Origin of the sequence: Providencia sp. Je.9.19 (assembly GCF_051129765.1) — a bacterium.
In the GTDB taxonomy this organism is placed as follows: Bacteria; Pseudomonadota; Gammaproteobacteria; order Enterobacterales; family Enterobacteriaceae; genus Providencia.
Map to the genome: position 1 here is coordinate 60,696 of NZ_JBCPSS010000002.1, position 23,132 is coordinate 83,827.

The window sequence follows — 23,132 nt, forward strand, 5'->3', positions numbered from 1 at the left end:
GAAAATAAATATCCTCTTTTATTTCAAAGAGTTGATTTATACAGGTGTGAGATAATTGATGAGGATTTAAGATAAGTTTAATCATAATGATTTTACAAAGAAAATCAAGTATTTTAATTTAATATAATATATTGATTTTATTGTGTTTTAAGTAATTTTTTTGTTTGAGGTGAATGGTGAAATAAGTTGTTAGTGAATATAGTAAGAAATATTCAATTTAATTAAGCTATTTTCTTGATGAGTTTTGTTTAAATAAAACTAAACAGAAATTAAATATTAAGTCATTTATATTATTTATATAAAATAAATTTATTAATTTGGTCTCATAAAATGGAACACTGACTATATTGTCAATTGGCAATAATAATCAGTGTTTTGGTTAAAGCCACTTAATCAGGTGTTAATTCTGATATTAAGCGATAGTATTTGTTTTTTTTCTAAGTTTTTGTTGAGTATATAATGCATCTAATGTAAATAAAATTAATGCAACCCAAATAAAACCAAAGGTGATAAGTAGTTCTGGTGTCATGACTTCATCATACATAAAGACCGCAAGTAAAAACATAATACTGGGGCCCATATACTGGAAAAAGCCAAGTGTGGATAAGCGTAAATGGTTTGCAGCTTCAGTAAATAGTAATAAAGGAATGGTGGTGATAACACCTGCCGCAATAAGGAGTACATTTAGATGCCAATCATTCATGGCCATATTACTTGTCGGGCTATCAGCAAAAAAGAGTAAGAAAATAACACCAACAGGCAACAACCATAGGGTTTCAAATGTCATCCCTATTTGTGCATCAACACCTAATTTTTTACGTAAGAGACCATAAGTTGCGAAGGTAACCGCAAGGCTTAAACCAATGACAGGCACTGAGCCAAACTGCCATAATTGGATTAAAACGCCTGTCAATGCAAGTCCAACCGCTATCCATTGCATTCGGCGAAAGCGTTCTTGCAAAAATAGCATACCGAATAACACGTTAATGAGCGGGTTAATAAAATAACCAAGACTGGCTTGTAGCATATGGCCGTTATTAACGGCCCAAATATAAATGAGCCAATTTGATGCAATCGTGACCGCCGTTACGCCTAATATTAATATTTTTTTAGGGTGTTTTAGCACTTGGCGCATATAGCTCCAATGCCGAGTTGCAGTTAATAGAATGAGCATAAAGAAAAATGACCAGATAATACGGTGAGTCAGTATCTCTTCTGCGGGGACTTCTTTAATCGTTTTAAAATAAATAGGCGCGACACCCCAAATAAAATAGGCGCCCAAGGCACATAATACGCCTTTGGTAGTATTTTGCTGGCTCATTGTTGGCTCTGAAATTGAATTAATGACTAAGGAAAATCGAATTTTAGATATCGAGCCGACTCATTTATTGGCTCGATCTGGACTTGCTCTAATGTGACATTGCTCAGGTTTTTTTACAAGTTATTAGTTTACTAGGTAACTAATTTTTACAGAAATATATTATCCAATAAGGTAGGTCGCGGTCGCAGTTGCAATGTGTTGGTTGCGCTCGTTATGTAATTCACATCGGGTTACGGCGATTTTATTGCCATCACGCAAAAGGCTGGCACTGGCGGTAAATATTTCACCGCGCCCGGGGCGTAAGTAATCAACACGTAGGTCAATGGTGCCCATACGAGACATTTTATCGACAATTTCTTGATGAACTAATGGGTTAATACGTTGAAGCATACGGTTGATGCATACCATGCCACCGGCGACATCAAGTATTGAGGCAATGACACCACCATGAAGAATATTTTGAGTAAAATTACCGATTAATTCAGGGCGATTTTCAACGGTTAATTGCACAAAATCGTCACTCATATTAGCCAGTTTTATCCCCAATAATTGATTGAAAGGCATTTTATAGATAAAAGCATTACTCATGAGCTCACTGGCTTCTTCAAAAGTGTAAGTACGATCATTCATCATCTTCATCCTTTTAAAAATATGTGAATTATAAGTTATCATTATGTTTGATCGGTGTCTCTAACAAACAAATGAATAATCTTTCAACAGCTATTGAGTTTTGTGTGTAAAATAAGACAAAGTTTTTTTGACATTGTTAAATATAGGAATGACTGATGCGTGCTTTACCGATGTTATTGAGTGCTGTGCTCAGTTTTTGGTCTGTATCACTGTTTGCTACTGAAAATACGGATGTGCAACCAAAACAGGATGTAACGGATAATTCGCCGATTCGAGGTAGTATCATTTCTGGGCTACTTCAAAATTATGATAATCCTTTTGTGCTATATCCTTATGAGTCAAATTACATTATTTATACCTACACTTCTTCAATGAATAAAAAGGCTATCTCAAGCTATGACTGGGCTCATGATGCGCTAAATGATGAAGTGAAATTTCAATTGAGTCTTGCTTTCCCGCTTTGGGCTGGGATTGCAGGGGATGATTCTATTTTAGCCGTATCTTATACTCAACGCTCTTGGTGGCAACTCAGTAATAAGAAAGAGTCTTCACCTTTTCGTGAAACCAACTATGAGCCACAGGTTTTTGTTGGCTGGCTAACCGACTATCAGTTAGGTGGCTGGACAGTGCGTGAATTTGAAACAGGTTTCAACCATGAATCGAACGGACGCTCTGATCCAACGTCACGCAGTTGGAACCGTGTGTATGCACGCGCTATGGCGCAAAATGGTAATTGGCAAGTCGACCTTAAACCTTGGTATCGGATTCATGAAAGTGAAGGTAGTGATGATAATCGCGATATCACCAAGTATATGGGGTATTACCGTTTAAAAGTGGGTTATGCACTGGGTGACAGTGTGGTAACTGCTACCGGACGTTATAATTGGAATAGTGGTTATGGTGGCGCTGAATTAGGCTGGAGCTATCCAATTAGTCAACACGTCAGATTATATACTCAGCTATTTAGTGGATATGGCGAGTCGATGATAGACTATAACTACCGTCAGACACGTTTCGGTATTGGAGTCATGTTAAACGACATGCTTTAACCCACCGCAAATTTTATTTGCTAGCAGACATCTCCTGCGTTTCAAGATAGTATCTTGATAGGTTGTAAGGTTTGCTAGCCAAGACTTAGCTGCTCTAAATAGGCAGCTATTTGCTTTAGATATTAAGGAAGCTTGTGTCCACCGCTTGTATCATTGACCAATTATCATTGGCTGAAAATGTGCTTAATAGTACTTTCGGCTACCAGTCGTTTCGTCCAGGACAAGATGCTGTCATTGGAGCGATTATTGATAACCGTGATTGCTTGGTTTTAATGCCAACCGGTGGAGGAAAATCCCTCTGTTACCAAGTGCCTGCGTTGGTCAAAGATGGTGTAACTTTAGTTGTTTCGCCACTTATTTCATTAATGAAAGACCAAGTCGATCAATTACGATTGCATGGTGTGAATGCTGCGTGTTTGAATTCCTCGCAAACTTCACAAGAACAGCGCCAAATTATGGAGTTGTGTGGGCAAGGGGAGATAAAGCTTCTGTATGTTGCTCCTGAACGATTATTGACGGACTATTTTTTAAGTCAGTTAGCTAATTGGAATATCACTTTATTGGCGGTTGATGAGGCGCACTGCATCTCTCAGTGGGGACATGATTTTCGTCCTGAATATCGTTCATTAGGTCAATTGCGACAATCTTTACCTAACGTACCTGTGATGGCGCTTACTGCGACAGCAGATGAAACCACTCGTGCCGATATTATTCGTCTATTAGCATTGCAAGACCCGTTAGTGCACGTCAGTAGTTTTGATCGGCCAAATATTCGTTACACTCTCGTTGAGAAATATAAGCCATTAGACCAATTGTGGTTTTTTATTAAAGCCCAGAAAGGTAAATCTGGTATTGTTTATTGCAATAGCCGGAGCAAGGTTGAAGAAACCGCAGAGCGACTACAAAAACGCGGTTTAAGTGTTGGGGCTTATCATGCAGGATTAGATAGTCAGCAGCGCGAGTGGGTACAAGATGCTTTTTTAAAAGATAATCTGCAAATTGTCGTCGCAACTGTTGCCTTTGGTATGGGCATTAACAAGTCTAATGTACGTTTTGTGGCGCATTTTGATATTCCTCGTAATATCGAAGCGTATTATCAAGAAACGGGGCGAGCAGGGCGTGATGGTGTGGAAGCAGAAGCTATTTTGTTCTATGACCCTGCGGATATGGCATGGCTTCGTCGCTGTTTAGAAGAAAAACCTGCTGGAATGCAGCAAGATATTGAACGTCATAAACTCAATGCTATCGCCGCATTTGCGGAAGCACAAACTTGCCGCCGTCTGGTATTACTGAATTATTTTGGTGAAAATCGACAGCAACCATGTGGTAACTGCGATATTTGTTTAGACCCACCGAAACAGTATGATGGGTTAGTTGATGCTCAAAAGGCACTTTCTTGTATTTATCGTGTCGGCCAGCGCTTTGGTATTGGTTATATTGTCGAAATCTTACGAGGCGCAAATAATCAGCGTATCCGTGATTTCGCTCACGATAAGCTTCCTGTCTATGGTATTGGGAAAGAGCAAAGTAATGAGCATTGGGTGAGTGTGATCCGCCAGCTTATCCATATGGGAATGATTTCCCAAAATATTACCCATTTTTCTGCCTTACAGCTTACTGAAGCCGCAAGGCCAATATTACGAGGCGAGCTACCGTTGCAACTTGCTGTTCCTCGTGTGCTTGTGACGAAAAGTCGTAATCAGCAGAGCAAAGTTTACCGTGGCAATTATGATAAGAAACTTTTTGCTAAGCTACGTAAATTGCGTAAATCGATTGCTGATGAAAGTAATATGCCGCCATTTGTTGTTTTTAATGATGCAACATTAATTGAGATGTCTGAGCATTGCCCAACAACATCCGTTGAATTGTTACTAATTAATGGGGTGGGTGAACGAAAATTAGAGCGTTTCGGTGAGGCTTTTATGGCTCTTATCCGAGATCATCTTGAAGGCTATGATGAATAAATAAAGGATAGACTTGATGACCCCAAAAAGCCTAAAAGCAAGTTGGTTAAACCGAGAATCTCAATTTTCAGCCTTTACCAACGGCCCGCTTTTAGATTTTTGGCAGCTTCGTGAAGAAGCGACATTCCTCGGTGTTGATGATATCCCTATTCACTATGTTCGTTTTATTCGTTCTAAACACAATAAAGCCATTGTAATTTCTCCCGGCCGTAGTGAAAGTTATGTTAAATATCCTGAAATAGCCTATGATTTTTACCATTTGGGTTTCGATGTTTTTATCCTCGACCACCGTGGTCAAGGGCGCTCAGGGCGTATGCTTTCAGATCCTCAAAAAGGTCATGTTGAAAAATTTACCGATTATATTGATGACTTTGCTCAGTTTATTGAATTAGAAGTAAAATGTAGGCATTATCCTAAATGTTATGCCCTTGGCCATTCGATGGGGAGCGCGATCCTCGCTGGATATTTATTGCGTGATAGCGTGACTTTTGATGCGGCAGCACTGTGTGCGCCGATGATCGGCATTAATTTACCAATGCCACGTTGGTTAGCGAGTTTTATCGTTGATAGAGCAGAGTCTCGTCAAAGTGTACGCAATGACTATGCGGCTTCGACAGGTAAATGGCAGCCTTTACCCTATTTGATTAACGTGCTTACACATAGTCAAGAGCGTTATCGTCGTTACCTGCGTTATTATGCAGATTACCCTGAATTACGTCTCGGTGGCCCTACATACCACTGGTTACGAGAAAGTTTTGTGATTAGCGATGAGCTTATTGCGAAAGCGGGAGAGATAGATGTACCACTGATGGTGTTAGAAGCAAGTGAAGAAAAAGTGGTTAGTAATCGAGAGCTACAGGCTTTTTGTCAAAGTCGGCAAAAAGCGCAAACAGGAAGAGAAGAAAAATTACCCCTCATAATTGAAGGGGCTCACCATGAAATCCTGTTTGAAGTCGATGCATTGAGAGCGATGGCTTTGAATGCAATTTGTGATTTTTTTGAACAGTATTAGCTAGGAAAAAGTATGAAATATCCTGTTGTTGCTTCCGATTTGGACGGTACCCTTTTATCCCCCAATCACGATTTAACGCCTTATACGAAAGAAACGCTAAAACAATTAGTGACAACTCAAGGTGTCCGTTTTGTGTTTGCGACTGGACGTCATCATATTGATGTTGGCCAGATCCGAGACGGATTAGGCATAGATGCTTACATGATCACCTCGAATGGTGCTCGAATTCATGATGCCAACGGAAATTTAGTTTTTGAACATAATGTTGAGCCACAAATTGCCCATGAACTTTGCTTGATGGAGTTTGATAATCCTGAGCTTATTACCAATTACTATCATGGGGATGTTTGGTTTATCAATCGAGAAAGCCCTGAACAAAAAGAGTTTTTTAAAGAGTCAGTGTTTAATTATCAGTTATTTGATAGACATAACTTTCCAACCGCTGAAGTGTGCAAAGTTTACTACACCAGTGAAGATCATGAGATGCTGGTTGATTTGCAGCAACGTATCCAGAAACGTTGGCAAGATAAAGTTAATGTGACTTTCTCTTTACGTAATTGTCTTGAAGTGATGGCGGGTGCGGTTTCTAAAGGTGAAGCCTTAAAACAAGTCGCTGAGCTTCATGGCTATATGACCGATGATTGCATCGCTTTTGGTGATGGCATGAATGATAAAGAGATGCTAGCAATGGCGGGTAAAGGCTGCATTATGCAAAATGCGCATCAATTACTAAAAGATTCGTTACCTCAGATGGAAATTATTGGTTCAAATGAGGATGATGCGGTAGCTCGTTATTTAAGAAATGAATATTTGATCAAGTCATAGTCGTTATTTGAATGCTTTTCTGATTAGAGCCAGATAGGATTTAAATAACTATCTGGCTTTTTTATTGGTTCAACAAATCAATGTCGGCAATGAAAGTCTGGTTAATGAAAATAAAATTCAGTTTATGCAAATAAAGTGCAATTAACAGTAATAAAGTCATTTTTCCTATTCTTTATATTGCAAAGCAAGTTTAAGCTAGATGATATTCAGGATTGGCCGATAATACTGAATATTAGGGAGTTGTTCGTGGGTATATTGTACTGTTGAGGGTTTTTTAGGATGAAGAAAATTGCGTTAGCGCTTTTGTTGGGATCTGTTTGTTTTAGTTCTGTATTACTTGCTACACCTGCCGCAATACCAGCAACCTCTGGATCAGCGAAACAACCGACAATAGAACAAATTAAGCAGTCAGCCGAAAATGGTGATTCTGCAGCGCAATTCTTGCTTGGTGAACTTTATTTTAAAGGTAGTGGTGTTTCTCAAGACTCAAGTATGGCAGCACAATGGTTTATTAAAGCTGGGGATCAGGGGAATTCAGATGCTCAGTTCAGGTTAGGTACAATGTATGTGAATGGTTTCGGTGTGCGCCGTGATTATGATAAAGCCATGCTGTGGTATGAACAAGCTGCCCAAAAGGGGGATACTCGCGCAGAAACTAATATGGCGATGATGTATGCCCAAGGTCTGGGTGTGGCTCAAGATGTAAAAAAAGCGGCTTTTTGGTTCAGAAAAGCGGCTCAAGGTGGAAATGTTATCGCCCAGTTTAACATTGGACAAATGTATTCTGTGGGTAGCGGCGTGGATGTTGACCACGAAAAAGCGGTATTTTGGTTTAGAAAAGCCGCTAAGCAGCGTGATGCTAAATCACAAGACAGGCTTGGTGTTATGTATTCAGAAGGTAAAGGTGTGAGTAAAAGCCTTCGCCAGGCGTATGCATGGCTCGCGACGGCGGTTTATAGTGGTAATAAAGAAAGTCATAAGCTGCAAGACAAAATCGCCGCACAGCTCGATGAAGAAGAATTACAGCAAGCGAAGCAATTAGCGGATAATTATATTAAAACCTATGGTTTCACACAAAGCTAAGTAACTCGTTAGTGGGATATCGCTTGGTATCCCACCATAATAATGATTGATAACACCAAATAGCCCCAGCAAAATCGGTAGAAACGATTATATCCCCATCCTCGGCGTACCTTTAACTGCATTTCTTTAGACGAAAGCTTTCTCAACAATAAGCGATACACGACAAGATACAATAAGCTAAAACCTTGCCATAGATACAAGGTATTAAACGCAAATGTTTTTCCAACAATTAATAAGATAACTAATGGGATCAAAAAAAAGAGAATAGAGCCAATGCGCTCTATTTGCGCTACTTTAAGCTTAATTGACTCATCTTGCGAACTTGAAGTTTGGGTCATGCCATGGCCTTGAAAGAAAAACGAGGGACTAAAGGTACTTAGTCCCTACAAGTATTAGAGTTCTCCAGATTTACGTGCTGGGTTACGTCCAGTCGCACTTTGTAGCGTATTATCGCGGACATCCACTCGAGCTTGGAACGGTGGGAATGGTAACGGAATGCCTTGTTCTGCGAAGGCTGCCAAGATATTTTGGTGCACTTCATGACGTGCGGGCATACGATGTCCCATTTCAGCGGCATAGATACGTAATTCGAAAATCTGAATACCTTGTTGTAAATCAACAAGATAAACCTCGGGGTTTGGTGTTTCTAAAATCATTGTCGAGCGCTCTGCGGCTCTTAATATAGTATTGGTGACGAGCTCACTATTGGTGTCGGCAGGTGCTGGAATTGTCATGACGATACGAGTGATAGTGTCTGATAGTGACCAGTTAATAAACTGCTCGGTAATAAACGCTTTATTCGGAACAATAATTTCTTTTCTATCCCAGTCTGTTAGCGTTGTCGCACGAGTATTAATCTTAGTGATATTACCGGTTAAATTACGAATGGTAACGGTGTCGCCAATACGAATAGGCTTTTCAAACAAAATCATTAAACCTGAGATAATATTGGCAAAGATTTCTTGTAACCCGAAACCTAACCCAACCCCCATTGCGGCGACTAACCATTGTAATTTTGACCAATCAATCCCGAGCATTGAAAAGCCAACAATAGTACCAATGATGGTAATAGTATATTTGGTCAAGGTACTGATGGCGTAGCCCGTACCTGGCGTTAAATCTAAATGTTGTAACACCGCGAGTTCAAGTAGCGCAGGGAGATTTCGTACCAGTTGAGCCGTTACGATAATCGCCAATATGGCAATGAAAATTGATCCCATGGTGATAGCTTGGATGGTGTCTACACCATTGATTGTGGAGGTTACATCCCACAGACGAATGTTTTCAAGGAATGAGAATGCGGTATGCAGTTCAGACCACAGCCAAATCAGCGAAACCAATGCAATCATTGTCAAAATTGAGCGAACTAGACCTACTGACTGAGTGCTAATCGCATCAAGGTCAATGAGTTGTTCTTCGATATCAATATTACTTTCGTTGCTAGCATTAGGGTGTTGGCTGTCATCTTCCCCTTTTGCTCGTTGCGCTAACATTTCAGCACGACGCTGTTTTGCACGCTCGAAAGCAAGTTTACGGCGCTGCATTGACATCCAGCGACGAATAGTATGATAAATAATCAGTATTACAAACCAGATAGCGACAGAGGTTTCTAGTCGAGCAAGCAGGGCTTGAGAGGTTGAGAAATAGCCCAATACTGAGAAAAATGCAGCTACGACTGGCGCAAGAAATATCATTAACCATAGCGCTTTATTAACGATATTTTCCCCTGATCCGTGCCTATCAAGGTAAAGCGGTATTTGTGAACGTCGTAGATTGTTGGTGATTAAGCTTAACGCGACACACAGTAGTAAAAAGCAGAAGCGGCCAATTGTTGCTGCAAACTCTCTTTCGCTATAGTGTTCAAAGGTAATCAGTGCCATTACTAGTGGGACGATAACAAAAATAGCTAAACGGTAGTGACGCATAGCGCGTTTGACCGCGTCTTTGTCCCAACCAAAGTGAGCAATAAATAAACCTGTCGGGCGAGAGAAAGTCTCACTGATCATAAATAGCCACAATACTGGAGTGGTGGCACTAACACCATAACCAATCGCGGCTGCCATAGGGAATTGCCAAGCACTTTGTAGCCCATAACCGATGGCAGACCACATCATCGGTAACGGCAATGCAACTATGATTGACCAAAAAATGGTGCGGATTGTGAGATAAAAACGATCTTGCGTGACTTTACCAATACGTAGGCTAGAACGGTCTAGAAACGCTTGATAATGTTTACGGGTACTGACACTAAAAATCACTAAAATAATCGACCCTAACAGATATAGAAACGAATCTTGGGTTGTTACCATGACTTTAAGTGCACCAACTAACTGAGACAAAGTGTCTAATGAGAGTAGTTGGGTAATATCTGTTACTAATAATACAGGGTATTGAATACTAACCGGTGGGACATCAGCTACCCAGAAAAGATAGCGATTTGACGCATCTTTAACTTCTTTTAATGCATCGGTTAATTGACCCGTTGCGACATTGAGTTTAGTCAGTTCAAGCATCTCAGTATCAAAGCCTGAGATAAGTGATGACAATAATTCTTTGCGTGTTTTTATGAGTGATTTAAAGACTTGAATCTGTGCCTGACTAAGCGCGTTTTCACTTTCTAGCGCAGAGACATCCAACTTAGTTAAGCGCTCAAGCATATCTTCATAATTTAAACGCTGCACCCGTAAATCCGCCATCTCACGGTCAAGTTGCTGACTTTTTGGCATATCAGGTAAACGGGAAAGCTGTGAGCGCAAGGCTTCACCCAAGGTACTTGAGCTACTTATCCACTGAGCTTGTTCTCGGATAGTGGTGAGTGCTTGGCGTGCATCTCGGATGCTATTGGATATTTCAGATTGGCTGGTGGTGATGGCGCTCATGCGCTGCGCTTGATCAGTCAATTCTTGCGACATTTTACGGTTAATGTCGATTTGTTCTTTTAAATACGGCGTTAATTCGCCTTGCTCAGCGAGCATTTCGGTATGTTCTAAGGCTAATACCGCTTTTTGTTGACGCTGTGAATTCTGATAGTCACGTAAATTTTGTAATTCAAGCTCAAGTCGCTGATAACGCTTTTTATACAGCTCCAACGTCATTCGTGAAATTTCTTGACGATTATTGGCTGATAACTGCGCCATTTCTAATTCATTGACGATGGATTTGCGAGCACTTACTTCGGCTTGAGCTAAAGTATACTGTGCCTCTGCTAACGGAGTCGAGGGAGTATTGAGGGATTGAAAACGCGTTGTTGCATCTGTTAATTGGCGCCTCGACTCTGAAAGCTGCTGTGGCAACAAATTGAGTGATTCACTGATTTCTCGCCCTTTATCCTGCTCTTGTTGAGTGAGGCGTCCTTGGTCAAGAAGCTGGCTACTAAGCTGTATAATACGTTGTTCGAGCTCACTTAGCGTAATACCGGCAGGAATAGAGGCGGGTACATCACTTTCGTTGAGCAAATTTTGTCTGAGCGTTTTAATAATTTTAGGGAAATTATCAATCGCATCCTGATAGGATTTAGCTTTAGCATCAGCCTCATTAGCTTCACCAATCCAATTTAGCGCACCTTGTAATGCTTGTGCAATTTCTGCATCTTTTGGATTTTTACTTGATTCAAGCTGTTTGAGCTCCTGCTTTATCTGTGTCTCATCCTGCGAGGCAATTGGCGCCGCAACGGATGAGAATACGATTAACAGACTAAGAAAAAAACTGAAAATCAAACGCACAGTGAGGAGCTCCTTCAAGTAACAGAATAAATGATTATGACCCGGTGGACTCGTCAGTTTGTTTTTCATCATTCACAGACACTGCAAGTAACTCACCCATTCGGGTTGCATAGCCTGGGATCAGTGATGAATTGAAACTGATGGTATTAGGTTCAAATAAGTTAATAACGGTTGAGCCTAATTTAAAGCGTCCCATTTCGTCACCTTTTTTCAGAAAAACTGCACCTTCTGAATGCGCGGTTGGATATGTCCAACGTTTGATTACGCCTTCGCGTTGCGTATTAACACAGCCGCTCCAAACAGTCTCAATACTGCCTACAATAGTTGCACCGACTAATATTTGAATCATTGAACCTATTGGTGTTTCAAACACACAGATGAGGCGTTCGTTACGGGCAAATAAGTTAGGAACATTGGCGGCAGTTAATGGGTTAACTGAAAATAAATCCCCAGGCACATAAATCATCTCTGTTAATAAACCATCACAAGGCATATGTACGCGGTGATAGTCACTCGGTGAAAGATAAGTTGTGATAAAGTCGCCACCACGGAATTTTTCCGCTAATTGATACTGACCTGCTAGTAAAGCTTCAATAGTGTAATTATGGCCTTTTGCTTGAAAAATTAGGTCATCATTAATTGGACCTAATTGGCTAACAGCACCATCAGCAGGCTGTGCGAGTTGATTGTCTAGCGCCACAATAGGACGAGCATCATCTCTTAAAGCGCGTACAAAAAAATCATTAAAAGTGGCATAAGCGGTTAACTCACTTTTTTGTGCTTCGTTCATGTTAACTTTATAGGCTTTAGCAAACAGTTTGATTGCCCACTGAGTAACAAAACCGGCATTTTTATCAGCAAACCAGCCTGCGAATTTAGTAAGTCCTTGTTTAGGAAGTATATATTGCAAACGGATTTTAATATTATCTAGCACGTTAACCTCTGATTTTTAAAGGCAAGTTAGCGAAAAGCGGCTATTGTACCTTTGATGTAGTTTGTTTCAATAACCTGAAGAATCTTTACTTTTTTCATGTCCGTCATACTTCAAATTATAGGGGTGTTGGCTATGCTCAGCTCCCTGAGTCACATACATCATGTCCGTCATACTTCGAATTATTTAGGACATTTGCTTACTTATTTATAATTCAAACTATTAAGAGCTGTTTATTTTAATCACTCAGATGATTTAGAGTGTTTTTTTATTTATCAATTGATAAATGAATGTAAGTGCACACTAACTTAAAGTAAGGCTGACTTGGGTTATTTCTCTTTACCCGTGAAATTGCCACGTGGCTTAACCTGTTCCATACTTTCTAATATGCGATGGTAGTTCTCAAAGCGTGATTCAGCAATTTTGCCTTCATCGGTGGCTTGGCGTAATAAGCAGCCTGGGTCATCTAAATGTTTACAGTCACGGAATTTACAGCCACCCAGATAGTCTTTAAATTCGACAAATCCTTTGGTCACTTGTTCCGTTGTTAGGTGCCAAAGACCGAATTCACGTACGCCGGGTGAGTCAATTACATCGCCACCTTGTGGGAAGTGATACAGTCTCGAGGCGGTTGTTGTATGCTGCCCCAGCCCTGAATTGCCGGAAACATCATTGACGAGTATGGTTTCATTATGAGGCAACAATGTATTGAGTAAACTGGATTTACCTACCCCGGATTGACCCACAAATACTGAAACTTTGCCTTCTAAGGCGTTAGTAAGTACTTCCATTCCTTCATTGGTGTGACTGGATACCTCGATAACTTGATAGCCAATATCGCTATAAATCGTCATGAGATCACTCACCCATCCGCGATTCTCTTCATCTAACAAGTCTATTTTATTGAGCACAATAATGGCTTTGATACCGGTGGTTTCACAGGCGACAAGATAACGGTCGATAATGTTTAGTGAAAGTTCAGGTAAAATCGCCGAAACAACGACAATATGGTCAATATTTGCTGCAATAGGTTTCAAACCATCATAATAATCAGGGCGAGTTAGTACAGAATGCCGCTCGTGAACAGCTTCCACAACACCATTAACTTTAATATCACTTTGTGTGTTTAGCGCTGGGCGCCAAACGACTTTATCACCAGTCACTAGCGATGAAATAGTTCTACGCAAGTTACAGCGTTGAATTGTGCCATCACTGGCTTCGATGTCCGCATGTTGCCCAAAACGGCTAATCACTAAGCCTTCTTGAGCTTCACCGAGTTGGTTATCATCAATTTCAATCGTTTTTGGTTTTCTGAGTCTTTTTTGATGATTTTCTTGAACGCGGCGTTGCTGGCCTTTCGAAAGTTTTTGTTTAGCCACCTGACCTCTCTTGTACTCTTGGCTGTGGTTCGCTGATTTGAATATATCGGGTAAATAATTTGACGCGTTAAATTAAATCTGGCGCCTTAAACTAAGGTAACACACTTGTAATTCAGCACATATTAATAGGTTGCCCGCTAAAATTCGGTGAATAACGAGAAGGCAACACATCTGTAACTCGAAGTGTGAACGGTGGTATCATACCTTAACTTCATAGAATGCAGTTAGGGTATATCATGCAAAAGAATGAGAATAATTTAATTTGGATCGATTTAGAAATGACCGGCCTTGATCCTATCCGCGATCGTATTATTGAAATTGCCACTATAGTCACCGATAGCCAACTTAATATCTTAGCTGAAGGCCCTGTGATTGCTGTTCATCAAACCGATGAACAGCTAGCTTTAATGGATGAATGGAACGTGAATACCCATACGGGGAGCGGCTTAGTTGAGCGTGTTCGTAAGAGTATTATCCACGACCGTGAAGCAGAACTGGCGACGATTGAATTTCTCGAAAAATGGGTACCTAAAGGTGCATCACCGATTTGTGGTAACAGTGTAGGGCAAGATCGTCGTTTCCTGTTCAACTACATGCCGGAGTTAGAAAGTTATTTCCACTATCGATACCTTGATGTCAGTACATTGAAAGAGCTAGCACGTCGCTGGAAGCCCGAAATCTTAGCGGGATTTTCCAAAAAGAATACGCATCAAGCGCTGGATGATATTCGTGAGTCGGTTGCGGAGTTGGCTTATTACCGTGAGACCTTCATCAAATAAGTGGTCTGTTTTTCACTTAAAATGTCTAGTTATTAGGGTATTAAGTCATCATCAAATCACAGAATGACAATAATATTGGCTGCCGTCGGGTAGCCAATTTTGTTTGGATAAACTTGGTTATTAGTATGATGCAAAATCAATCTATTTGTATGATATTGAAACAATGAAATAGATGCTATATAGCATTGGTTTAAGAGGGATATGATGATTCAACATAGTAAAGTTTTTATGAATAATCGTACTCAAAATGTTCGCTTGCCTGCGGAATTACGCTTTCCTGACGATGTGAAAGAGGTCATTGTGAGAGCTAAAGGCAAAGAGCGAATTATTACTCCAGTTCAAAATACTTGGGATAGTTTCTTTTTATTTGAATCCGATATAACTGATGATTTTTTATCATCACGGGTTGAGCAGGTTCCAACTCACAGAGAATCTTTTGATGATTAAGTATTTACTTGATACAAACATCATTACTTTTACAATAAAACGTCGTCCTTTGTCACTGCTCCCTAAATTTAATCAGCATGCTAGTCAATTAGCTATTTCAGCTATTACACTTGCAGAATTAGTTTTTGGGGCAGAGAAAAGCATGAATCCAACGAAGAATCTTGCCACTGTTAATGATTTTGTTTCTAGATTGACGGTCTTGCCTTACGATGAGCTGACTGCTTTCCATTATGGTGACATAAGAGCAAGCCTCGAGAAACAAGGGAAAAGAATTGGGGAAAATGATTTACACATTGCAGCTCATGCAAGGAGTAAAGGACTTATTGTTGTGACTAATAATACTCGAGAGTTTGAACGTGTTGAGGGGTTAAGAATTGAAGATTGGGTTCAAGAAAAATAGCGATTATTTACTTTAAGTGTATTTTTAGGCCCTAATTTTTATTGAGTTCATAAAAGTAAACAATGTTAATTGATTGAAATCAAAAGATTACAATCAGCGATGATAAAATCATCATTATGTTTAATTTGTCAGCAAACAAACAAAAAAATGAAAAATTTGCGCTGTGGGGCTTGCTAGTATCTTAATATTTCGTATAATGCGCACCCCGTACCAATGAAGTTTTTATTACTTTGTTGGGGCGATAAAACAAAAAATTGTTTGCGGGAATAGCTCAGTTGGTAGAGCACGACCTTGCCAAGGTCGGGGTCGCGAGTTCGAGTCTCGTTTCCCGCTCCAAATTTTTGTGGTTGTTTTTGAGTTAAGTTTTAGCTAGAACACTATTTTCGGTATGCGGGAATAGCTCAGTTGGTAGAGCACGACCTTGCCAAGGTCGGGGTCGCGAGTTCGAGTCTCGTTTCCCGCTCCAAACTTCTTAGTGTTTTAGTCTTGTTGTAAATAGTACCCACCAAATGCGGGAATAGCTCAGTTGGTAGAGCACGACCTTGCCAAGGTCGGGGTCGCGAGTTCGAGTCTCGTTTCCCGCTCCAAAAATTCAATTTAGTATATTGAAACTCTTATTTTTAAAATTCCAATCAGTGTCCTTATTCTTCTTATTTATATGCTTTTATCTCATTCCTTATGACTTAGTCAGTAAGATCATTCAAACTGTAATTAATTCTATAATATGCAATTTTTTGATCTCTTAATTCACTGAAAATAAGGATCAATATCCATATTGGGATCTTTTTTAGATCTTGTTGGGGGTTTTTACTTGCATTCATTAACTCGTCACCATAGAATAGCCACCCCTTAGCAATAGGGCTATCAAGACAAACTCACGTTTTGCTTATATGAGTTTGAACATCGCATAAAAAGTGATTTTTTCATCGATTCAGTTAAATTTTCTTTACAACCTGATTTTTTTACATCATTAGTATGATTTGTTAACCTAAAATCAGCCTTATCATTAGTTTTTTATTATCGAATAGTTATCCACAGGACAATGATATTAAGGTTGTCGTTATCGCTATTTGAAATAAGTTATTACACAGAGTTATCCACAGGTTTGAATGTTAACAATTTAAGTATTGTCTTGAAGATATCAGCATTGAGGATTATGTAACAAGTTGATTTAAATATATTAATTTATTTATTCAAAATGTGCTAAGCATAGCTTGTAAATTCTTTACCTATTGTCTACTAAGCAATTTTTATTTTATTCACACTTATTTGACAAATTCTGAATTGAGATATATAGCCGCATTTTTTTTAAGCATCTCTCGGTAAACCTTTGGTAATAACGCGTACAAGTCGTTTTTGTTGTGAAGTCTGAATAGTAACTTGATTCTCTTCCCGACGATTAAGCTGTTGTAAAATGGCCCAATGAAAGTGCTCATCCAACATTTCATTGATACCTAGTTTTTCTTGTAATGCTAATACGATACGATCTTGATAGGCGGCATTACCTAACGCGACACTAATATTTCTTAGCCATTTTATGTAACCGATACGACGTATGGCTGAACCTTCCGTGACCCGTAAAAATTTCTCTTCATTCCAAGAAAAAAGATCAAGTAGCTCAGGTGTATGTAATGCTTGCCTTGGACTAAAATCTTCTTCATCTGTTAATTGAGAAAAACGATTCCATGGGCAAATCAGTTGGCAGTCATCACAGCCATAGATTCGATTACCCATCAATGAGCGGAATTCTTCAGGAATAGCAGTATCGAGCTCAATAGTTAGGTATGAAATACAGCGCCTAGCATCAATGGTATAAGGCTCGACAATTGCACCTGTTGGACAAGTTGTCATGCAGGCAACGCAGCGGCCACATTGTTCTTCAACGGGTTGATCAACGGGTAAGGGGAGATTGACCAACAATTCTCCTAAGAAAAACCAAGATCCGGCTTCTTGATTTAAAACTAAAGAATGTTTACCTGTCCAGCCTAAACCGGCCTTAACGGCCAGAGGACGTTCTAAAATAGGTGCAGAGTCAACAAAAGGGCGAAAGTTCAACGCATCTGGATAATCGAATTCAAGACAATAGGCTAAAATCTTATCCGCTAGTATTTTTAAGCGTTTTTTTAATAGCTTATGATAATCTCGACCGAGAGCATAACGGCTGACATAACCCAGATCTGGATTATTGAGAGTACTGGCGAAAGCGGCTTTTGCAGGAAGGTAATTCATACGGACGCTGATTACGCGTAAAGTTCCTGGATGTAGCTCATGAGGCCGAGCTCGCATCATACCATGGCGCTTCATCCATTCCATATCCCCATGATATTGTTTATCTAGCCATGCTTGCAGTTTGGGTTCTTCAAGGGATAAATCGGTATCGCAGATACCCACTTGCTGGAAGCCTGCTTCGATTCCCCATTGTTTAATATTTTGAACTAACGTGTTGAGATCGAGGAGTTTTGCCATCAAATTTTATCAAGGTCAGGGTGGATGCGGTTGGCACTCTATCATTTTCATGATGTTTAGCAAAATGAATGAAACTAAAATGCCTAAAGAAGTTAGGATCAATTATAGGATATTTCTGATCTCATGATTAGCACAATGTAAATTAAGAAAAATACACAGGTATAGGTTATTATAGACTGTAATATCTATATTCAAAATAAGTTGGCTATGACATCGATGAAAGAACGCACTCTACAATTGGCGAATGAAGAGCAAACTGTTGCGTTGGGACGCGCTGTTGCGAAGGCTTGCCACCAAGCTACGATCATTAACCTTTATGGGGATCTTGGCGCGGGGAAAACAACATTTAGTCGTGGTTTCTTACAGGCACTAGGCCATGAAGGACATGTAAAAAGTCCAACTTATACATTAGTTGAGCCTTATGAATTAGCCGATAGACAAGTATTTCACTTTGATCTATATCGTTTAGCGGATCCTGAAGAACTTGAATTTATGGGAATTCGCGACTATTTTTCTGAAAATTCGATCTGTCTGGTTGAATGGCCACAGCAAGGTAAAGGTTTTTTACCTCAAGCAGATCTTGAGCTCCATCTGACATATCAAGGTGAGGGGCGTCAGGCTCACTTTGTCGCTCTTTCAGTATATGGGGAGTCGTTGTTAGAAGCATTGCAGGTACTCTAAGGAATTTATCGCTCATGTTGAATGCATTTATGATTAGAATAACAAAGAAAAGTCTTTTTTCTTTTCTGCTACTGTTTATGGTATCCATTTTGTGGGGGTTTACATCACAAGCACAGGCCGCCGCATTATCAAATATTCAAGTAAACAATAGCCCTTCACAGTCTCTTGTGACGCTAACATTTATTGATGGTAAGCCTGATTACTCATATTTTCCTTTGCATTCACCTGAGCGTCTTGTCATTGATGTTAAACAAGGTGGAGAAATTGTTGGATTGCCTTTGACGTTACCATCAGGTGATTTGGTTAAGTTAGTGCGTGCTAGCCAACCCGCCGATAGCCAACATAAACGTATTGTTTTAGAATTATCACAAGCGGCAAAAACTAAAGCTGTGCTGAAACAAGTTTCAGGTCAGTATCAATTGGAGTTGACCGTTTCGACGGGGAAAGCTAACTCATCGACTGTCTTTAATAATACTGCTGTACCTCGCCAATCTGTGAATAATAACCTACCAGTTTTGCAAGATAAGCCACTTAAAATGAATACGCCGGCGATGGAGCCTGCGCCTGCTGCGGTTAAAAATAAAACGATGCCTAAAGGCTCGAAACAAGTAGTTATCGCTATTGATGCAGGGCATGGGGGGAAAGACCCCGGTGCAATTGGTAAAAATGGTTATAAGGAAAAAGACGTTACGCTAAGTGTTTCGCGTAAGTTGTATCAAAAACTAGCCGCAGATCCGATGTTTACACCTGTAATGACACGAGACAGTGATTATTTTATTTCTGTCAGTGGTCGCTCTGATGTTGCTCGTAAAAAGAATGCCAACATGTTGGTATCCATTCATGCGGACTCAGCACCCAATAGCAGCGCTCGCGGTGCTTCGGTTTGGGTATTATCAAACCGTCGAGCGAACAGTGAGTTGGGTAGCTGGCTTGAACAACGTGAAAAACAATCTGAATTATTAGGTGGTGCAGGGGATGCGCTTAGTGGTGCTGACCCATATTTGAGTCAAGCCGTTTTAGATTTGCAGTTTGGTCATTCACAACGAGTCGGCTATGACGTTGCGGTTCAAGTTATCCAGCAACTCAGAAAAGTGGGTAATATTCATAAGAAAACGCCAGAACATGCAAGTCTTGGGGTATTACGTTCACCGGATATTCCATCGATCTTAGTCGAAACTGGATTTATTAGTAATGCCGCAGAAGAGCAGCTACTTAAATCAAATGATTATCAAGAAAAAGTCGCTGAGGCTATTCATCAAGGATTACGCCAATATTTTTTAGCTAATCCGATACAAGCAGCGCCTAAGTAAGAGGTTTGAGCAATGGCAATTCATATTCTCTCCCCTCAATTAGCGAATCAAATTGCGGCAGGTGAAGTGGTCGAAAGGCCTGCATCTGTCGTTAAAGAGCTAGTTGAAAATAGCCTTGATGCTAAGGCGACACGTATTGATATCGATATTGAGCGTGGTGGAGAGAAGCTTATTCGTATCCGGGACAATGGCTGCGGTATTAGTAAAGATGAGTTAATACTTGCTCTAGCGCGTCATGCAACGAGTAAAATTGCCACATTAGATGATCTTGAAGCCATTATGAGTATGGGATTTCGTGGTGAAGCACTGGCGAGTATTAGTTCGGTTTCACGGCTGACCTTGACCTCAAAACCTGCGGAACAAACCGAAGCATGGCAATCCTATGCGGAAGGCCGTGATATGCAAGTCTCTGTAAAACCAGCGGCTCATCCTAATGGCACAACGGTAGAAGTGTTAGATTTATTCTACAATACGCCAGCTCGGCGCAAGTTTATGCGTACAGAAAAAACAGAATTTGGCCATATTGACGAAATTGTTCGCCGTATTGCGTTATCACGCCCAGATGTTGCCATTAACCTTAGTCATAATGGAAAGTTGGTTAAGCAATATCGTGCGGCTAATGATGATAAACAACAAGAAAAACGCTTAGCAACAATTTGTGGTACTGGCTTTATGCAAGGGGCGCTTGCACTTTCATGGGAACATAGCGACTTAGGAATTAAAGGTTGGGTGGTTTCGCCATCGAGCACACCAGTTAGTGAAATTCAGTATTGTTATGTGAATGGGCGAATGATGCGAGATAGGTTAATTAATCACGCGATCCGCCAAGCTTATGAAGGCCATTTAGATGAGAATCAACAACCTGCCTATGTACTATATTTAACTATCGATCCGAAACAAGTTGATGTTAACGTACATCCAGCAAAGCATGAGGTGCGTTTTCATCAGGCAAGATTAATTCATGACTTTATTTATCAAGCGGTTCGTACGGCATTGATGAGCACATTAGCGGTTGATGAACTCCCCGGTATTGAATCTGCATCGACGGAAATAGCAAATCGTTCTTCTGCTGGTGATAATTATTTTTCATCAACGCATAAAGTTACGCAGCCAAAGGTTTCTCATCAAAATACGCGTCATGATATATCAGCTAAAGAGCCTAAAGTTGCCTATACTGATGTGACAGAATCTTGCGCCACTTCTGATGCCACTCCGGCCGTTTCTCAGGCCAAACAATCGAATTATGCGCAAGAAAAAATGAGTGTAGGGAATATAACACCCACTTATGACCGTAAAGCAGGGCAACTTTATCAAAGTTTGATGTCAATCCCAGTGGCAAAAGAGGATAAAAAGCCTCTGTTTCCAGCACGACAACCTCTCGCTGGTATTGCAGTTGCTTCTGAACAGGTTGCAAAAAATGCGGATAACTACCAATTTGGTAAAGTCTTGACAATTTACGCAAAAAACTTTGCATTAATTGAGTCTTCATTGGGCCTAATGCTGTTATCCTTAACTGAAGCTAATTTCTTGTTGAGATTATCTCAGTTGTCGCCTAATGGTGAGGCATTAAAACCTCAACCACTGTTAATACCCTTAAAATTGTCACTTAATCGTGATGAAATTGAGATTTTACAGCGATACAAGGAACAATTGACACTATTTGGTATCGAAGCCACGATATTTCATGGAAAAGTAACAATTCATACGGTATCGTTACCATTAAGAACACAAAATTTATCACAGCTTTTTTCTGATTTAATTATTTTTTTGTCTACAAAAGAAAGTGTAACGCACGAAGATATCGCACAATGGTTAGCTAAAGCGATTTCGCAGACAAAAACCGAAGAAAGTTGGAATTTAGCGCAGGCTGTTCAGTTACTCGCAGATGTTGAGCGGATTTGTCCGCAGTGGGTTCAAAATCCACCATCAACATTATTACAATTAATTAATTTACAATCCGTGGTAGCGACACTAACAAATGAGTGATTTAGTAACTCAAAAAAGGCCTGATGCAATATTCCTGATGGGCCCTACGGCTTCAGGTAAAACAGCTTTAGCGATTGAGCTTTGTCAGAGATTGCCTGTCGAGGTTATTAGTGTCGATTCGGCATTAATTTATCGTGGCATGGATATCGGTACGGCAAAGCCAAATCAAGATGAACTTAGTCAAGCGCCACATCATTTGATTGATATTCTTGACCCATCATTGCCTTATTCCGCCGCTGATTTTCGGCGTGATGCATTGAATGTAATGGGAGAAATTACGGCGAGAGGTAATATTCCATTATTGGTGGGCGGTACAATGCTTTATTTTAAAGCATTGCTTGAAGGCCTTTCTCCATTGCCTTCTGCTGATCAGGCTATACGTGAAGAAATTGAAAATATAGCACGCGAACAAGGATGGTCCGAAGTGCATCGCCGTTTAGCTGAGGTAGATCCTGTGGCTGCGGCTAGGATTCATCCTAATGATCCGCAAAGATTATCCCGGGCTTTAGAGGTATATCTCATTTCGGGACAAACTTTGACTGAAATGACACAAACAGCGGGTGAAGAATTACCTTATAATGTGTTTCAGTTTGCTATTGCGCCCCAAGATCGTAAAATTTTACATGAGCGTATTGAGCAGCGTTATCATTTGATGTTAGACGCTGGTTTCGAAGAGGAAGTTCGTGCTCTTTATAATCGAGGTGATCTCCATGCCGATTTACCTTCGATCCGTTGTGTCGGATATCGGCAAATGTGGTCATATCTCGATGGCGAAATAGATTATGATGAAATGGTTTATCGGGGAATTTGTGCAACACGCCAATTGGCAAAACGCCAAATTACCTGGTTGAGAGGTTGGGAGAACATTCACAGGTTAGATAGTGAACAATCCCAGCATGCGCTTAAAGCGGTTATGCAGGTATTAGCGTAGATAATTCGTGTTGTGTGTAGGCGGTAAGTGAAGCTTCTTCTAGAAACAGAACAAAGGCTATGACTAGGAGCGCTGAGAAGTCTAACACTTAAGCAACTTGAAGCATGACGAGTATATACGTGCATAGGGCTATTGTTTGTGTGTACAATTAGAACGTTAAGCGCAATTTTTGAGTAGTTAATTTTTGGAATCGTAAGGTTCTCATTTAAAAACAAC

19 protein-coding genes and 3 tRNA genes are annotated in these 23,132 nt (G+C 40.2%); 15 read left to right on the plus strand and 7 right to left on the minus strand.

Going from position 1 to position 23,132, the window contains the following annotated elements:
* Window positions 1-412: 412 nt before the first annotated feature.
* Together rarD and AAZR93_RS09450 are read right to left on the minus strand one after the other, a co-directional pair.
* Complete coding sequence (gene rarD, locus AAZR93_RS09445) at window positions 413-1,321, minus strand: EamA family transporter RarD (protein WP_294104311.1); 909 nt, start codon at window positions 1,319-1,321, stop codon at window positions 413-415.
* A gap of 159 nt (window positions 1,322-1,480) precedes the next feature.
* Entirely contained in the window at window positions 1,481-1,951 is a 471-nt protein-coding gene (locus AAZR93_RS09450; protein WP_294104310.1) for a thioesterase family protein, read from the minus strand.
* Window positions 1,952-2,106: 155 nt separating this feature from the next.
* Here AAZR93_RS09450 and pldA point away from each other — a divergent pair, with 155 nt between their 5' ends.
* The 5 genes from pldA to AAZR93_RS09475 all read left to right on the plus strand — a co-directional run bounded on the left by pldA (window position 2,107) and on the right by AAZR93_RS09475 (window position 7,884).
* A complete protein-coding gene (pldA, locus tag AAZR93_RS09455) occupies window positions 2,107-3,000 on the plus strand; it encodes a phospholipase A (protein ID WP_434719686.1) in 894 nt (297 codons plus the stop codon).
* Between the two features lie 134 nt (window positions 3,001-3,134).
* On the plus strand, window positions 3,135-4,964 hold the full coding sequence (recQ, locus tag AAZR93_RS09460; RefSeq protein ID WP_434719687.1) for an ATP-dependent DNA helicase RecQ: 1,830 nt from the start codon (window positions 3,135-3,137) through the stop codon (window positions 4,962-4,964).
* A 16-nt stretch (window positions 4,965-4,980) separates the two neighbouring features.
* Window positions 4,981-5,976, plus strand: a complete 996-nt coding sequence (pldB, locus tag AAZR93_RS09465) for a lysophospholipase L2 (protein WP_294104306.1) — start codon at window positions 4,981-4,983, stop codon at window positions 5,974-5,976.
* A gap of 12 nt (window positions 5,977-5,988) precedes the next feature.
* Window positions 5,989-6,801, plus strand: a complete 813-nt coding sequence (gene yigL / locus AAZR93_RS09470) for a sugar/pyridoxal phosphate phosphatase YigL (RefSeq protein ID WP_434719688.1) — start codon at window positions 5,989-5,991, stop codon at window positions 6,799-6,801.
* A 279-nt stretch (window positions 6,802-7,080) separates the two neighbouring features.
* Window positions 7,081-7,884 (plus strand): tetratricopeptide repeat protein, encoded by an 804-nt coding sequence (locus AAZR93_RS09475; RefSeq protein ID WP_294104302.1) that lies wholly within the window; start codon window positions 7,081-7,083, stop codon window positions 7,882-7,884.
* An 8-nt stretch (window positions 7,885-7,892) separates the two neighbouring features.
* On the opposite strand, the gene AAZR93_RS09480 is transcribed toward AAZR93_RS09475, so the two are convergent.
* The 4 genes from AAZR93_RS09480 to rsgA form a co-directional block, all read right to left on the minus strand.
* Window positions 7,893-8,222 (minus strand): hypothetical protein, encoded by a 330-nt coding sequence (locus AAZR93_RS09480; protein WP_434719689.1) that lies wholly within the window; start codon window positions 8,220-8,222, stop codon window positions 7,893-7,895.
* 54 nt (window positions 8,223-8,276) lie between these two features.
* Window positions 8,277-11,606: a miniconductance mechanosensitive channel MscM gene (gene mscM, locus AAZR93_RS09485; RefSeq protein WP_294104298.1), complete on the minus strand. Its 3,330-nt coding sequence runs from the start codon at window positions 11,604-11,606 to the stop codon at window positions 8,277-8,279.
* Window positions 11,607-11,640: 34 nt separating this feature from the next.
* Window positions 11,641-12,540 (minus strand): archaetidylserine decarboxylase, encoded by a 900-nt coding sequence (gene asd, locus AAZR93_RS09490; protein ID WP_294104296.1) that lies wholly within the window; start codon window positions 12,538-12,540, stop codon window positions 11,641-11,643.
* Between the two features lie 326 nt (window positions 12,541-12,866).
* Window positions 12,867-13,916, minus strand: coding sequence for a small ribosomal subunit biogenesis GTPase RsgA (rsgA, locus tag AAZR93_RS09495; RefSeq protein WP_294104294.1), 1,050 nt, complete (start codon window positions 13,914-13,916; stop codon window positions 12,867-12,869).
* 236 nt (window positions 13,917-14,152) lie between these two features.
* Between rsgA and orn the strand changes: the two genes are divergently transcribed.
* The 6 genes from orn (at window position 14,153) to AAZR93_RS09525 (ending at window position 16,129) form a co-directional block, all read left to right on the plus strand.
* Window positions 14,153-14,695: an oligoribonuclease gene (orn, locus tag AAZR93_RS09500; protein WP_294104292.1), complete on the plus strand. Its 543-nt coding sequence runs from the start codon at window positions 14,153-14,155 to the stop codon at window positions 14,693-14,695.
* A 204-nt stretch (window positions 14,696-14,899) separates the two neighbouring features.
* Complete coding sequence (vapB, locus tag AAZR93_RS09505) at window positions 14,900-15,142, plus strand: type II toxin-antitoxin system VapB family antitoxin (RefSeq protein ID WP_434719982.1); 243 nt, start codon at window positions 14,900-14,902, stop codon at window positions 15,140-15,142.
* Window positions 15,135-15,542 (plus strand): type II toxin-antitoxin system tRNA(fMet)-specific endonuclease VapC, encoded by a 408-nt coding sequence (gene vapC, locus AAZR93_RS09510; RefSeq protein ID WP_434719690.1) that lies wholly within the window; start codon window positions 15,135-15,137, stop codon window positions 15,540-15,542. The genes vapB and vapC overlap by 8 nt, the downstream gene beginning before the upstream one ends.
* 260 nt (window positions 15,543-15,802) lie before the next feature.
* Window positions 15,803-15,878 (plus strand) — tRNA-Gly (locus AAZR93_RS09515).
* A gap of 54 nt (window positions 15,879-15,932) precedes the next feature.
* Window positions 15,933-16,008, plus strand: a tRNA-Gly gene (locus AAZR93_RS09520).
* Window positions 16,009-16,053: 45 nt separating this feature from the next.
* Window positions 16,054-16,129, plus strand: a tRNA-Gly gene (locus tag AAZR93_RS09525).
* A gap of 721 nt (window positions 16,130-16,850) precedes the next feature.
* On the opposite strand, the gene queG is transcribed toward AAZR93_RS09525, so the two are convergent.
* Window positions 16,851-18,008, minus strand: a complete 1,158-nt coding sequence (gene queG, locus AAZR93_RS09530) for a tRNA epoxyqueuosine(34) reductase QueG (protein WP_294104288.1) — start codon at window positions 18,006-18,008, stop codon at window positions 16,851-16,853.
* A 216-nt stretch (window positions 18,009-18,224) separates the two neighbouring features.
* Between queG and tsaE the strand changes: the two genes are divergently transcribed.
* The 4 genes from tsaE to miaA are packed head-to-tail and all read left to right on the plus strand — an operon-like array spanning window position 18,225 to window position 22,916.
* Window positions 18,225-18,689 (plus strand): tRNA (adenosine(37)-N6)-threonylcarbamoyltransferase complex ATPase subunit type 1 TsaE, encoded by a 465-nt coding sequence (tsaE, locus tag AAZR93_RS09535; protein ID WP_434719691.1) that lies wholly within the window; start codon window positions 18,225-18,227, stop codon window positions 18,687-18,689.
* 14 nt (window positions 18,690-18,703) lie between these two features.
* Entirely contained in the window at window positions 18,704-19,999 is a 1,296-nt protein-coding gene (gene amiB / locus AAZR93_RS09540; protein ID WP_434719692.1) for an N-acetylmuramoyl-L-alanine amidase AmiB, read from the plus strand.
* Between the two features lie 12 nt (window positions 20,000-20,011).
* Complete coding sequence (mutL, locus tag AAZR93_RS09545) at window positions 20,012-21,985, plus strand: DNA mismatch repair endonuclease MutL (protein WP_434719693.1); 1,974 nt, start codon at window positions 20,012-20,014, stop codon at window positions 21,983-21,985.
* Window positions 21,978-22,916, plus strand: coding sequence for a tRNA (adenosine(37)-N6)-dimethylallyltransferase MiaA (gene miaA / locus AAZR93_RS09550; protein WP_294104279.1), 939 nt, complete (start codon window positions 21,978-21,980; stop codon window positions 22,914-22,916). The genes mutL and miaA overlap by 8 nt, the downstream gene beginning before the upstream one ends.
* Window positions 22,917-23,132: the final 216 nt, after the last annotated feature.